The 12,882-nt window shown below is 62.1% G+C and carries 13 protein-coding genes; 2 read left to right on the top strand and 11 right to left on the bottom strand.

Features of this window, described 5'->3' with window-relative positions; all coding sequences use genetic code 11:
* Position 1: 1 nt before the first annotated feature.
* From C5L10_RS09405 to C5L10_RS09425, 5 genes are all read right to left on the bottom strand, one after another.
* A complete protein-coding gene (locus C5L10_RS09405) occupies positions 2–316 on the bottom strand; it encodes a BrnA antitoxin family protein (RefSeq protein ID WP_105429419.1) in 315 nt (104 codons plus the stop codon).
* Positions 313–561 carry a BrnT family toxin gene (locus C5L10_RS09410; protein ID WP_105429420.1) on the bottom strand — a complete coding sequence of 83 codons (249 nt, stop codon included), beginning with the start codon at positions 559–561 and terminating at the stop codon, positions 313–315. Before C5L10_RS09410 ends, C5L10_RS09405 begins: the two co-directional genes overlap by 4 nt.
* 89 nt (positions 562–650) lie before the next feature.
* Positions 651–1,751 (bottom strand): 3,4-dihydroxy-2-butanone-4-phosphate synthase, encoded by a 1,101-nt coding sequence (ribB, locus tag C5L10_RS09415; protein WP_105429421.1) that lies wholly within the window; start codon positions 1,749–1,751, stop codon positions 651–653.
* A gap of 12 nt (positions 1,752–1,763) precedes the next feature.
* Positions 1,764–2,861, bottom strand: coding sequence for a chorismate synthase (aroC, locus tag C5L10_RS09420; RefSeq protein ID WP_105429422.1), 1,098 nt, complete (start codon positions 2,859–2,861; stop codon positions 1,764–1,766).
* 134 nt (positions 2,862–2,995) lie between these two features.
* Positions 2,996–6,157 carry an EAL domain-containing protein gene (locus C5L10_RS09425; protein ID WP_245447960.1) on the bottom strand — a complete coding sequence of 1,054 codons (3,162 nt, stop codon included), beginning with the start codon at positions 6,155–6,157 and terminating at the stop codon, positions 2,996–2,998.
* Positions 6,158–6,455: 298 nt separating this feature from the next.
* Here C5L10_RS09425 and C5L10_RS09430 point away from each other — a divergent pair, with 298 nt between their 5' ends.
* Positions 6,456–6,716, top strand: a complete 261-nt coding sequence (locus tag C5L10_RS09430; RefSeq protein WP_037084286.1) for a DUF1344 domain-containing protein — start codon at positions 6,456–6,458, stop codon at positions 6,714–6,716.
* Positions 6,717–6,773: 57 nt separating this feature from the next.
* Here C5L10_RS09430 and C5L10_RS09435 read toward each other — a convergent pair whose 3' ends face one another.
* The 4 genes from C5L10_RS09435 to C5L10_RS09450 form a co-directional block, all read right to left on the bottom strand.
* A complete protein-coding gene (locus C5L10_RS09435; RefSeq protein ID WP_105429424.1) occupies positions 6,774–7,361 on the bottom strand; it encodes a histidine phosphatase family protein in 588 nt (195 codons plus the stop codon).
* A 22-nt stretch (positions 7,362–7,383) separates the two neighbouring features.
* Complete coding sequence (fabI, locus tag C5L10_RS09440) at positions 7,384–8,202, bottom strand: enoyl-ACP reductase FabI (RefSeq protein WP_038584258.1); 819 nt, start codon at positions 8,200–8,202, stop codon at positions 7,384–7,386.
* A gap of 150 nt (positions 8,203–8,352) precedes the next feature.
* Positions 8,353–9,477: a DnaJ C-terminal domain-containing protein gene (locus C5L10_RS09445; protein WP_105429425.1), complete on the bottom strand. Its 1,125-nt coding sequence runs from the start codon at positions 9,475–9,477 to the stop codon at positions 8,353–8,355.
* 271 nt (positions 9,478–9,748) lie between these two features.
* Positions 9,749–10,207 (bottom strand): RT0821/Lpp0805 family surface protein, encoded by a 459-nt coding sequence (locus tag C5L10_RS09450; protein ID WP_046664537.1) that lies wholly within the window; start codon positions 10,205–10,207, stop codon positions 9,749–9,751.
* 64 nt (positions 10,208–10,271) lie between these two features.
* On the opposite strand from C5L10_RS09450, the gene pdxH reads away from it, so the two are divergent.
* Positions 10,272–10,892, top strand: coding sequence for a pyridoxamine 5'-phosphate oxidase (pdxH, locus tag C5L10_RS09455; protein ID WP_105429426.1), 621 nt, complete (start codon positions 10,272–10,274; stop codon positions 10,890–10,892).
* 14 nt (positions 10,893–10,906) lie between these two features.
* On the opposite strand, the gene C5L10_RS09460 is transcribed toward pdxH, so the two are convergent.
* Together C5L10_RS09460 and C5L10_RS09465 are read right to left on the bottom strand one after the other, a co-directional pair.
* Positions 10,907–11,890, bottom strand: coding sequence for a polysaccharide deacetylase family protein (locus C5L10_RS09460; protein ID WP_172716960.1), 984 nt, complete (start codon positions 11,888–11,890; stop codon positions 10,907–10,909).
* A 165-nt stretch (positions 11,891–12,055) separates the two neighbouring features.
* On the bottom strand, positions 12,056–12,847 hold the full coding sequence (locus C5L10_RS09465; RefSeq protein WP_105429428.1) for a sulfite exporter TauE/SafE family protein: 792 nt from the start codon (positions 12,845–12,847) through the stop codon (positions 12,056–12,058).
* Between the last annotated feature and the right edge of the window lie 35 nt (positions 12,848–12,882).

A 12,882-nucleotide genomic window follows, 5' to 3' on the forward strand; every position in this document is an offset into this window, starting at 1 on the left:
CTCAGAGACCGGCTGCCTTGCGCAGTTCCTCGGCCATTTTGGCGCGCCAGTCTTTGCCGGACGTCTTGAATTTTTCGAGCACGTCCGGGTCGAGCCTCAGCGTGACGGCCACCTTCGGCGCCTCGACCTTCGGCCGGCCGCGAGCGGCGATCGCCTGTTCCATTTTTGCGGCCATCTCGGGAAACACTTCCCTGAAGGGCCGCATGCTCGCCATCTCTTCGGCGGTCAGTGGCGGACTGTCGACAGCGTCCCAGTCCTCTTTGGTGTATCCGCGACCAGGGCGAAATTCTTTCTGTTTTTCGTGCTTGATGTTCATTCGATCATGCTCCTCTCATCTTTCCGGGCAGGGCGCATCGAAATGACCGAGATTGCTTCCGAGCCAAGCGCCAGGAATATCACGACGATCGTTCCATCCTTGAGGCGGCCAACAGCTTTGGATCTCGCCTTTCTGGCGGGCGTGGTAACCGCCGTGGCGAAAAATTCGAAATAAAGATCAGCGAAATCGAGACCGTGCTTCTCGAGATTCACTATCCGCTTCGTCTCGTCCCAAATGATCTTCAACTATTAACCGTACACGAAAAATCGCCGCCCGACAACGAGCGACGATGGAACGGTGCGAAACCTTTTGCAACCCTAAGGATTGAGGGCGATCAGCAGATCACCGTTTCGGCGATCTTGATGCCGAAACCTTCGAGGCCGACATAGTGGCGCTCGCTGCGGGTGAGCAGCTTGATCGAGGTGACGCCGAGATCCTTGAGGATTTGGGCGCCGAGGCCGATTTCCAGCCATTCGCTCTCGCGAGCCTGGGCTTCGGCATGGCCCTCCTGGTCCTGGCGCAGCTTGCGGCCATGATCCTTCTGGCCGACACCGACCGAACCCTCGCGCAGGTAGATGATCACGCCGCGACCCTCTTCCTCGATTTTCGCCATGTAACGATCGACCGAGCGCTGCGTGCCGAACACGTCACGGGTGACGTTTTCGAGATGCAGGCGGACCGGAATATCGACGCCGTCGCGAATGTCGCCGAAGACCACAGCCACATGCTGCATCGGGTCCCAAGGCAGCGAATAGGCATGCGCCTTCGCCTTGCCGTGCGGCGTCTCGACATCGAACGAGGTCTGCAGTTCGATCAGCGTTTCCTTGCGCTGGCGATAGGCGATCAGGTCGGCGACGGAAACCTGCTTCAATCCGTGTTTGACGGCAAAGTCGCTCACCTGCTGGCCTCGCGTCACGGTGCCGTCGTCGTTGACGAGTTCGCTGATGACACCGATCGGCGGAAGGCCGGCGAGCCTGCAGAGGTCGACGGCTGCTTCCGTATGACCGGAGCGCATCAGCACGCCGCCTTCGCGGGCGATCAGCGGGAAGATATGGCCGGGCCGAACGAAATCGGCAGGTCCGGCATTCGGATTAGCAAGGTTGCGCACGGTCAGCGTCCGGTCGTCGGCGGAAATGCCGGTCGTCGTGCCGTGCTTGAAGTCCACGGTGACGGTGAAGGCGGTCGTATGGGCGCTGTCGTTTTCCGCCACCATGGCGTTGAGGTTGAGTCGCTTGGCCTCCTCGCGCGGCATCGGGGCGCAGACGATGCCCGACGTGTGGCGCACGATGAAGGCCATCTTGTCGGGCGTGCAGTGGACTGCGGCGACGATGAGATCGCCTTCGTTCTCGCGATCGTCGTCATCGGTGACGACGACGATTTCGCCGGCCTCGAATGCGCGGAGGGCGTCGACGACGTGCTTCTGATCATAGGCCATGGGTGTTGTTTCCTACAGATTTCGCCCCGTCTGGGCCCGGTCGCGGAGATAGTGATCGGCAATCGCGCATGCAACCATCGCCTCGCCGATCGGCACGGCGCGGATGCCGACGCAGGGGTCGTGGCGGCCCTTGGTACGGACCTCGACATTGTTGCCGTCGACGTCGATCGAGCGCTGCTCGGTGAGAATGGAGGAGGTCGGCTTGATCGCGAAGCGGGCGACCACCGCCTCGCCGGTCGAGATGCCGCCGAGAATGCCGCCTGCATGGTTGGAGAGGAAGATGGGCTTGCCGTCATTGCCCATGCGCATCTCGTCGGCGTCTTCCTCGCCGGAAAGTTCTGCGACGCCGAAACCGTCGCCGATTTCGACGCCCTTGACGGCGTTGATCGACATCAGAAGGCTGGCGATATCCTGATCGAGCTTGCCATAGACCGGAGCGCCGAGACCGGCGGGCACGCCTTCGGCGATCACCTCCACCACGGCGCCGATCGAGGAACCCGCTTTGCGGATGCCGTCCAGATAGTCTTCCCAGACGGGCACCATCGCTGCATCTGGGCAGAAGAACGGGTTCTGGCCGACCTGATCCCAGTCCCAGTTGGCGCGGTCTATTCTGTGCTTGCCGATCTGGATCAGCGCGGCGCGGACTTGGACGCCTGGCACGATCCTGCGGGCGAGCGCGCCGGCGGCAACGCGGGCTGCCGTCTCGCGGGCCGAAGAACGGCCGCCGCCGCGATAGTCGCGGATGCCGTATTTCACGTCATAGGTATAGTCCGCATGGCCGGGACGGTAGCGGCGGGCGATCTCGCCGTAGTCCTTGGAGCGCTGGTCTGTATTCTCGATCAGCATGGAGATCGGTGTGCCGGTCGAGATCATCGTCTCGCCATCAGCGTCCAGCATCACGCCGGAGAGCACCTTGACGATGTCGTCCTCGCGCCGTTGCGTCACGAAGCGCGACTGTCCGGGCTTGCGCTTGTCCATCCAGGCCTGGATTTCCGCAAGCGTGAAGCGGATGCCGGGCGGGCAGCCGTCGACCACGCAGCCGAGTGCCGGGCCATGACTTTCACCCCAGGTGGTGACGCGGAAAAGGTGACCGAAAGTGTTGTGCGACATGGCGTTACAGGACCAGCTGTGGCGGAGCTGGCCTTCCGCCAACTTCTGACGCGGTTGTCATATGGAAAAGGTTGCCGGGCGACAAGTGTTTCTTGGCAGAACAGTCGTGGCGGCATTGGTGAACAATGGTGGCTCTAGGCCGCGGCCTTGCGCCAGCCCGCATGCGCGGCTGCGGTGAAATCGTCGAACGAAAGCGGCCGGGCGAAGGCATAACCCTGGAGCAGGTCGCAGCCGAGTTCGCGCAGAAGGCTCGCATGTTGCATGGTCTCGACCCCCTCCGCCACCGTTTCGACGCCGAGCGAACGGGCGATGTCGATGATCGAGCGCACCAGCGCCCGTTCCTGAGGCGAGGTCAGGATCGGCATGACGAGCTGGCGGTCGATCTTCAGCCGCTTCGGCTTCAGCTTCAGAAGGCTGACGATCGACGTATGGCCGGTGCCGAAATCGTCGATCTCGATATCGATGCCGAGCTCCTTGATCCGCTGGAGATTGCCGGCCGCCGATGCTTCGCTCTCGTCGAGGAAGATCGATTCCACCAGTTCGAATGAGATCTCGCCGGGCACGATCGCCAGCGTCTGCAGCGTGTCGATCAGTGCCTCGTCATGCAGCCGCTTCGAAGAGACGTTGACGGAAACCTTCGGTATCCGGATGCCGAGCGCGGCCCAGCGCATCTTGTCCTTCAAGACCGTCTGGAGCACGATGTGGTCGAGCGCTGCCGAAACGTTCAAATCCTCGGCAATCTTCAGGAACCGGTCCGGCGCAAGAATCCCGTGATGCGGATGGTTCCAGCGGATCAGCGCCTCGACACCGGTCAGCTGGTTGGTACGGGCATCGAACTGCGGCTGGTAGAAGGCGATGAATTCGTCGTTGTCGATGCCCGCCAGCACCTCGTCGGCGGTACGCTTGTGGCTGACGATCTCGGCCTGCAGGTTCTGCGTGAAGAATTCATATCGGTTGCGGCCCATGCCCTTCGCCCGGTAGAGCGCGATATCGGCATTGACGAGAGTACGGCGCGCATCGACGTTCATGCCGCTTGCCTGGGCGATGCCGATGGATACGCCGCAGCGGCAGGCGAAACCTTCGAAATCGATCGGCTGGTGAAATTCGGCGATGATGCGCTGGGCGAGCTGGCCCATCTCTTCGGCACTGGAATTGCCGGTGGCGAGGATCACGAATTCGTCGCCGCCGATACGTGCGACGATATCGCTGCCGCGGACGTTGCGCGACAGGATGCGCGAGGCGTGCACGAGCATCGCGTCGCCCGCCGCATGGCCGAGCGTGTCGTTGATCTGCTTGAAGCGGTCGAGATCGAGATGCAGGATCGAGAATTTCTGGCGCTCGGTATGGCTGGAGCGCGACAGCCGGTCGAGTTCCATGTCGAGCTTGCGGCGGTTGGCCAGCAGTGTCAGCGGGTCGTGCAGGGAGTTGTGCTCGATCCGGCTTTTGGCGAGTTCGAGTTCTGCGTTCTTCGCGTCGGCCTCGTCCTTGGCAGCCTTGAGTTCCCTAGTCAGGATGGCGTCCTGGGTGACGTCGAAGGCGATGCCCACCACCTTCTTGGATCCGTCGCGCGTCTGATGCATCTTGCCGATGGAGCGGATGTAGCGGATCGAGCCATCCGGCTGGGGCACGCGCACGACCAGCGGATCCGGCCGGAAGTTCTCCGTGAAATGATAGGAGCTGAGCTTGGCGAGTTCCCGGTCGTCGGGATGGATGAGCTCGATCCAGTCATCGACCCGGACGAAGCCGTCGGTGAAGGGGATGCCGTGCAGCTGGCACATGCGGGCATCCCAGGTATCGACCCGGGTTGCCGGGTTCGATTCCCAGATGCCGCAATTATAGGAGTCGAGTGCGAGATCGAGCTTGGTCGACAGCTCTTCCAGGTCCTGCTCGCGGTTCGACAGTTCATCGAGCGCCAGCTCCAGTTCGGCGTTCTTGATGTCGGTGTTTTCCTTGGCGTTGCGCAGCGTCTGGGTCATCACGACGTCGCCGGTGACGTCCCAGACAATCCCGGTGGTGCGCAGTGTACCGTCGGCATTGCGATAGTTCGCACCCGCCGACCTCAGGTATCGCAATGTGCCGTCCGGCAACTGCACCCGATAGGTCTCGCTGCAAGGCGTGTTGCTGGAGGCGCAGTTGAGGAAATGTGTCTCCGCCGCCGTCCGATCGGGCGGATAGATCGATCCGAGCCAGTCGTAGAGACGATTGCCTTCGCTGGCTGCCGGCTTGTCGTGCAACCCTGCGGCTCGGTTGTCCCAGAAGAGACTGTTGCTGTTACCGGTCACCTCCCAGATGCCGATATTGGAGGCTTCCATGGCAAGGTTGAAGCGCTGCGACAGCTCGATGAGATTGAGTTCACGCGCCTTCAGCGCGTCGATGTTACGGTTGCGTTCCGAGATCAGCGAGGTGGCGATGAAGATCGGCACGATCACCGCGAGTGCGGCAATCACGAGAGCGAGGCGGATCCCAAGCTGATTGGGCGGCACGATGTCCCAGCCGGAACGAGGGGCGGCAAGGAGCGTCCAGTTCGCACCGCTGATCGGCACCGTCCATTTCATCGGAGACTGGTCTTCAATGGAATCATTGCCGAAAAAGGCGAAATATTCCGGCCGGTCCACGTCCCGCAGCACGACGTTCAGCCACTCGAGGTTGATCAGGTTCGGTTTCGTCGCCGTGGCGGGGGAGAAGGTGACGCCGGAAGCCTCCATCAGGCCCTGCTTGTCGATCAGCACTGCGATGGCGCCCCACAGGTCGGTGCCGTCCTCTTCCTTCGGCACCGGCACGACCAGGGTCAGGTGTCCCTCCTGGCTGCCGCTGAGCAGCGACACACGGTTCCGGCCGCTGACGGATTTCAGGTCGTCTGCAAGGCGCGGCACATCGATCTTGCCGATCTTGCGTGGCGTACCGCCGGCAATGCCGTCGCGCGTGATGACCTGGGGAAACTCGAAATTGGGCGCGACCGCGACGCCGGAAAAATGCGTCGTCTCGCCAAGTTCCCTGTCGACGTAATGTTTGAACTCATCAACCGAGCCCTCGGCGTCCTCCCTCAGGGCGTGAGCCAGATGGGCAGCGGCGGCGGTGTCGGTCTCCACGCGTGCAATGAGGCGCCGTGCCAACAGGCTGGCAACGTTTTCCGTCGTCGCCCGAAGATCACTGCGAAAACCCTCGGTGTAACGCTGGTCGACGATCACGGCGGTCGAGATCACCGTAAGGGCGATAATGAACGCGATTGCCGTCGGGGTCTTGGTGCTGCGCGCCAGGCGCAGTGACTTGGAACCGGACGACGGCCAGAATTTCACGCGCGCGAACCTTCTTATTAACCCCTGTGGCATGACGGAACAGCCTATGGGGCGGGGGTTAATTTACGCTTTCATCCCACCCTACAAACTTTGGCGCGATTTATTGTACGAATACTTTGAACAATTTCGCGGGCGTGACCGGCTCGGCCGCAAGGCGGCCTCCGGTTCTCGAAAAGCGTTAACTATCAGCTCATTACTTATACGGAAAATGTCATGGTGCCGGGCGATTTTCGCCACAATCGGCAGGCTATCTGTGCGTCGAAACGAGACATCATCGACCTCATCAAGGCTTCCGACCATGCGCATCCTGATTGCTGCTCTGCTTGCCACGGCCAGCGTCTTTTCGCCCCTCAACAGCTGGGCGCAAAGTGCCGACGTCGAAGCCACGATCAAGGCCGTGGATGCCAAGGCGCTCAACTTCACGCTGGACGACGGAAAGACCTACAAGGTGCCCGAGGAATTCAATTTCGAGGGCTTGAAGGCAGGCGTCAAAGTGCTGGTCTTCTACACGGTTGTCGACGGCAACCGCGTCGTCGACGACCTCCAGATCGTCCAGTAAGACTGAAGATTCAGCGAAGTATAATTTAGAATATCCGATGCGCGGGGTTAGCGCAGATCAGAGCCATTGTATCCGGTTGTCGCGGGTGTCGACCTCGAGGATGCGATCCTGCGGGGTCGGGACGGTGGCGGCCTCGTCTTCGTCGAGGTTGCCGATCAGCCGGAAGAGCGAGCGGATCACCCCGCCATGGCTGACGCAGACGGTCGGACCGTCGAGGGATTGCAGCCAGGCGCCGATCCGCCAGCAGAGAATCTCATAGCTCTCGGCAGACGCCCCCGGCGGGATGAAACTCCACTTCTGCTCGGCGCGCGCTCTCAATCGCTCCGGAGAAACATGGCTGATTTCCTCGAGCGTACGGCCCTCCCAGTCGCCGAAGGAGACTTCGATCAGCCGTTCGTCGGTTCCGTAGGCAACGGGATCGAGGCCCATGGCGGTGCGCAGCCGTTCCATGGTTTCGCGGGTACGCGACAGGGGGCTGGCGATGAAGCGGAATCCGTCCGCCGCGCCGATCATCTCGCGCAGCCGCTCGCCGTTCCGCGTTGCCTGAGAACGGCCGAGCGCATTGAGCGGAATGTCCTGCTGGCCCTGCAGCCGGCCTTCCGCATTCCAGTCCGTCTGCCCGTGGCGGATCATGTAGATGAGCACGGCAGACGTCCCTGGAACAGCATCAGTCCTTGATGACCGAAATGTCCGGCGCATCGACAGCCTTCATGCCGACGACATGGTAACCGCTATCGGCGTGATGGGTTTCGCCGGTGACGGAGCGCGACAGGTCGGACAGCATGTAGAGGCCGACATCGCCCACTTCCTCGATGGTGACGGTACGGCGCAGCGGCGCATTGTATTCGTTCCATTTGAGGATGTAGCGGAAGTCGCCGATGCCGGAAGCGGCAAGCGTCTTGATCGGCCCGGCCGAGATCGCGTTGACGCGGATGTTCTTCGGACCCAGATCGACGGCGAGATATTTGACGCTGGCTTCGAGTGCCGCCTTGGCAACGCCCATGACGTTGTAGTTCGGCATGACCTTTTCGGCACCGTAATAGGTGAGGGTCAGCATCGAACCGCCGTCGGTCATCAGCTTTTCCGCCCGCCTTGCTACCGACGTAAAGGAATAGACCGAGATCTGCATCGTCTTGGCGAAATTGTCAGCCGAGGTGTCGACGTAACGGCCGGTCAGCTCGTCCTTGTCGGAAAAGCCAATCGCATGCACGAGGAAGTCGATCTTGCCCCAGTGCTTTTCGAGATTGGCGAAGACTTCATCGATGGTCGATTCGTCGCCGACGTCGCAATGGCCGGCCATGTAGGCGCCCAGTTCTGCGGCCAGCGGCTCAACCCGCTTCTTGAGTGCGTCGCCTTGGTAGGTGAATGCAACTTCCCCGCCATGCTGGTGGATGGCCTTGGCAATGCCCCACGCGATCGAACGATTGTTGGCAACGCCCATGATGAGACCGCGTTTGCCTGCCATGAGGCCGGAAGCCTGAACCATTCATAGTCCCCTGATACCTTAGATGAACGCTGCCTATGACATAGGCAGCTCAAGGGTTCAAGCAGACTTGGATCATCTCGTGTTAGTAGCCGTAACAAAGGGTGCTTAGCGGTGAATACCGACGCAAAACCGTCATACTAGACGATGCCGTCAGACATACAGCCCGTGACGCATGTGCCGCATCAGGTCGGTGACCTTTTCGTTCGGTTTTTCCCACAGGACGACGCGCAGTTCGACGACGAGATCGCCGCGGCCTCCGGCATCGTCATGAAGGCCAAGGCCGTTCAGCCGGACCGTCTGGTCGGAGCCGGACCATGCCGGAATGCTGATGTTGCGGTTGCCTTCCGGCGTCTCGACCGACGCGTCGCCGCCAAGCACCGCGTCTTCGAGCGAAATCGACAAGGTCGTGTGAAGATCGAAACCTTCGACGCGGAAGCGGCTGTCGCGGGAAACTTTGATCGAGGCGAGAAGATCGCCGGATTTCATGCCGGCGAGCTTGAGGCCCTGGCCCTTCAGCCGCGCCACATGGCCTTCCGTCATGCCTTTTTCCAGCACAAGGCGGACTTCGCGGTCGTCGGCCATCTTCAGCGTGACCGCGTTGAGTTTCAGGAGGTCCTCCAAGGTCACCGTTGCCTCGACGGAAATATCCGGAGCCTTTTCGGGAGCAGGCGTCGTGCCGCGGAAGCGGCGCACGATGGAGGCGATCAGGTCGATGGCAAGGGCGGGCAGGGGCGGTCTTTCGCCGCCGGATACATCTGCCTTGGTCGTTTCCGCCGAATCGCCGCTCGCCTGCGCCGAGCCGCCAGTGTGAGGTTTTGCCTGGTCGGCTGCCGTGGCGCCGAAGATACGCTCGATCATGTCCTCAGGCGTTTCGCCTGCCGGGCCGGACTGGTTCTGAGGATGAGCCTGGGATTGGGATTGGCCGCGAGCCTGCGCCTGTGCTTTGGCGCTTTCCGCATTGGTCTTGGCGAGTTCTTCCATGACCTTTTCGGCGTTGGCCTTTGCGGCCTTGGCGCGCTCAGCGGCTTCGCGGGCGGCATTGCGCTGCTGCATGATGGTCTGGTGCATCTCGGCGGCCCTGTCGTATCGCTTGCGGCGCTCGGGATCCTTCAGGACCTCGTAGGCCTGGCCGATCTCTGCGAAACGGCTCGTCGCAGACGGATCGTCCTGGTTCTGGTCGGGATGAACGGTCTTGGCCTTGGCGCGCCAGGCTGCCTTGATTTCGTCGGGCTCGGCATTGCGCTTCACGCCGAGAAGAGAATAGGGATCACGCATTGTGGGACCACCGGTTACTTGAAACGGCAGGCCCCCGCTTGATCATTGGACCCCCGATACTCGTCACAACTCCGACAGCCATCGGCCGGTTCCTCATGTTCCGGGCAGATTACTGCTTACATCAGGCGAGCCTATGTTAGGACTTGTGAATCAGTGGTTACGCGGCCGCCAGTCGTGGTCATTAAGGTAAACGAATGGTTTCCGGCGCGATTTCACGAAAACGCCCGAAACGGATTTTGCAGGGTCGGCTTTGGGGGAGGGACGACCGCGACTACTGGCGGTCGAAGGCTGTCAGCATCCAGTCGCCGCTGCCGGTCAGGCAGGTCTGGCCGGAGAACATGGCGATACCCTCGTAGGAATGCCGCGTGGTGGTGAAGGCGCGGCAGATCTGCTCGCCGTTGCGGGCCTCGCGGATTTGCGAGACGACGCCGGCGCTGCCGGTCGTGGTATTCGCCCACGGAACCGAGGCCGCTCCGACCTTGGCAAGATCGGCCGAGGAGACGGCGTTACGCACCGTCGCCTCGTCGGAAAGCGTCGCACCGGTAGGCTGAGACGCGCTAGGCACGGTGCCGGTCGCGATCGAGCGGTCGACCTTGGGCGCGCTTCCGAAGAGATCGAGGCTGCTGGTACAACCGGCAAGCGAAAGCCCTGCAAGGCAGAGGGCGGCTGCCCGTCTGCCGAGGAGAAACGACCTCTTTGTGCGGCTCTTCGACTTTGCTATCACTACCACCGTGCGTCCTGTCCGACTGAAAAACTCGGGCATTTTTCAAAAGATTGGGAGTATTTTATTCAATATGTCTGAGAGCGGGTTAACAACTGGTGACTTCACCGCCGAGAACGAACCTTTCGCGCTTTTCGGTTCCTGGCTGAAGGATGCCGAGAGCTCAGAACCCAACGATCCGAATGCCGTTGCGGTTGCGACCGTCGACGAAAACGGCATGCCGAACGTTCGCATGGTCCTGTTGAAGGGGTATGACGAAAACGGTTTCGTCTTCTATACCAATTTCGAAAGCCAGAAGGGCCGCGAGATCCTCGGTCAGAAAAAGGCGGCGATGTGCTTCCATTGGAAATCGCTGCGTCGCCAGGTTCGTCTGCGCGGCGAGGTGGAGGTTGTGAGCGACGCCGAGGCGGACGCCTACTACGCCTCGCGCCCCCGCGGCAGCCGTATCGGCGCCTGGGCGTCGAAACAGTCCCGCCCGCTCGAAACCCGCTTCGCGCTCGAAAAATCGGTGGCCGAGTACACCGCCCGCTACGCGATCGGCGACATTCCGCGCCCGCCCCACTGGTCCGGGTTCCGCATCAAGCCGCTGTCGATCGAGTTCTGGCACGACCGCCCGTTCCGCCTGCACGACCGCATCGAATTCCGCCGCGCCGTCGCAGACGGGCCGTGGGAAAAGGTGCGGATGTATCCGTAAAGGGGAGGTGGCTTTCACCGCCCGATCGCGAACGGGATGCCTGAGGCAAGGGCCGAGACGTAGCGCGGCTGCTGGTAATAGCCATTGAGCGAGATGCGCGGCAGGCCGGTGAGCCGGTTCATGGATTTGGCGCAGAGCGTGCCGGGCTGCGTCGTCACCGCGACCGAAAAGCCGAGTTCCTTGGCAATCGCGCAGTCGCGCTCGGAGACCGCGGCGCGGCTGCCATAGGGATAGGCGATCGTGGCCGGCCGTTCGCCGGTCAAAGCCTCGATCCAGTCGGCGGACTGCTTCATTTCCGCCCCGGCGTCTTCCGCCGAAAGCCGGGCGACGGCCCGGTGGCTGGTCGTGTGGGCGCCGAGCGAAGCCAGCGGATGGGCAGCGACCGAGCGGAGCTCCTCGGCATTCATGGTCAGGTCGGCGGTGATCTTCAGCGGATCAACGCCATGTTTTTTCGCCAGCGCATCGATCCGCGAGACGGCGGTGGATTCCTCGACCTCCAGGACATAGCTGGAAAACCGGTCAAAGGCGTCGAACTTGCGGGCCTCGGAAGTGAGATCGAGAACCTCGGACCCGCCGCCGAAATCGAACGTCACTTCCCGTTCGCGGCCGAGCAGCTCGGCAACCGTCTCCCACCAGAGCGAATGGGTCCGCTCGGCAAATCCGCGGGTGACGAAAATGGTGAAGGGCACGCCGTAGCGGGCAAACACGGGCAACGCGTATTCGGCATTGTTGCGGTAGCCGTCATCGAGCGTGAAGGTCGCGAACGGCTGCTTGGTCGGCGCGGCAAGCCGTGCCGGCACGTTGCTCAAGGGGATGAATTCGTAACCTTCGGCCGAAAGCCGCTCGATCGCTTCGCCGAGGAAGTCCGGCGTCACTTCCAGATGACCGCTCGGCTGCAGCGACCGGCTCTGTTTCGGTCGCACATGGTGGAGCGTGAATATGGCGCCGTGGCCACGCGCATTGGGCATCATTCCGGCACGCGCAAGTGCGGCAGCCATGTCGAGGCCACCGGCGACAAGCCGGCGTTTGACATCCCGGCGCCAAAGCGCCTGAAACCTCTCCCTGGTATTCCCCACCGCGATCACGCCCACGTTACTTCGTAGTGCGCGACCCTACTGCCGTACGGGTTAAGCCTTGCTGAATAATGCTGTGCTGAATCCTGCTCAGGGCCGCAGCGCGTCGAAAAGCGGCAGGCTGACGATCGCCGCCATGGCGATCAGCGTGAAGCAGATGCGCCGAAAGGTGCCTTCGGAGGCAAAGCCGAACAGTTTCGAACCGGCGAGCACACCGAGGCCGTAACCCGGCCCGGCGATCAGTGCGAGTGCAAGGACGTCGAGGGTCAAAAGGTGACCGACGATATAGGCGGTGGCGGAGATCACCGTCGCAAGCGCGAAATAGAGGATGAGATTGGCGCGCACGGTGAGCGGCGGGATGGCGCCGCCGAGCCAGTAGGCGACGACCGGCGGACCGGAGAGTTGTGCGGCACCGCCGAACAGGCCGGCAAGCGCGCCGACGCCGATCGTCAGCGTCGTCTTCGGTTTGCCATGGTAACGCCAACCGGAAATCAGGAAGACCAGCAGAAAGAGCACAACGACCGAGATCAGCCAGCGCAGCGCCGTCGGATCGATCACCGCCAGCAGCGTCGTTCCGGCCGGCACGCCGATCAGTGTCCCGATCAGCATCGTGCCCACCTCGCGGCGGTTGGCGCGCTTCCAGCCGTCCGGCACCATGCCGAGCGTCGTCACCCCGTCGATGACGAGCAGCAGGGCAGGGGCGATCTTCGGCCCGACGGCGGCACCGGCGAGCGGAACGAAGATCAGCGCGCCGCCAAACCCGGAAAACCCGCGCGCCAGCCCGGCGATCAGCGCCGAGAGGAAAAGAAAGACGAGCTGGGCCGGCCCGTGACCCGGAATCCATGCATCCAGCAAAGCGGAAATCGGGTTGGCGGAATCCATGGAAAATGCCGTATGCAGATGGGATCGAGTAGCCC

The sequence above is a fragment of the Neorhizobium sp. T6_25 genome (assembly GCF_002968555.1).
Taxonomy (GTDB): Bacteria; Pseudomonadota; Alphaproteobacteria; order Rhizobiales; family Rhizobiaceae; genus Neorhizobium.

Excerpts from the sequence above, each read along its gene's own strand:
- C5L10_RS09460 (WP_172716960.1), bottom strand. The coding sequence starts at position 11,890 with ATGGCTGCCGCACTTGCGCGTGCCGGAATGATGCCCAATGCGCGTGGC.
- C5L10_RS09405 (WP_105429419.1), bottom strand. The coding sequence starts at position 316 with ATGAACATCAAGCACGAAAAACAGAAAGAATTTCGCCCTGGTCGCGGA.
- ribB (WP_105429421.1), bottom strand. The coding sequence starts at position 1,751 with ATGGCCTATGATCAGAAGCACGTCGTCGACGCCCTCCGCGCATTCGAG.
- aroC (WP_105429422.1), bottom strand. The coding sequence starts at position 2,861 with ATGTCGCACAACACTTTCGGTCACCTTTTCCGCGTCACCACCTGGGGT.
- fabI (WP_038584258.1), bottom strand. The coding sequence starts at position 8,202 with ATGGTTCAGGCTTCCGGCCTCATGGCAGGCAAACGCGGTCTCATCATG.
- C5L10_RS09465 (WP_105429428.1), bottom strand. The coding sequence starts at position 12,847 with ATGGATTCCGCCAACCCGATTTCCGCTTTGCTGGATGCATGGATTCCG.
- C5L10_RS09445 (WP_105429425.1), bottom strand. The coding sequence starts at position 9,477 with ATGCGTGATCCCTATTCTCTTCTCGGCGTGAAGCGCAATGCCGAGCCC.
- C5L10_RS09430 (WP_037084286.1), top strand. The coding sequence starts at position 6,456 with ATGCGCATCCTGATTGCTGCTCTGCTTGCCACGGCCAGCGTCTTTTCG.
- pdxH (WP_105429426.1), top strand. The coding sequence starts at position 10,272 with ATGTCTGAGAGCGGGTTAACAACTGGTGACTTCACCGCCGAGAACGAA.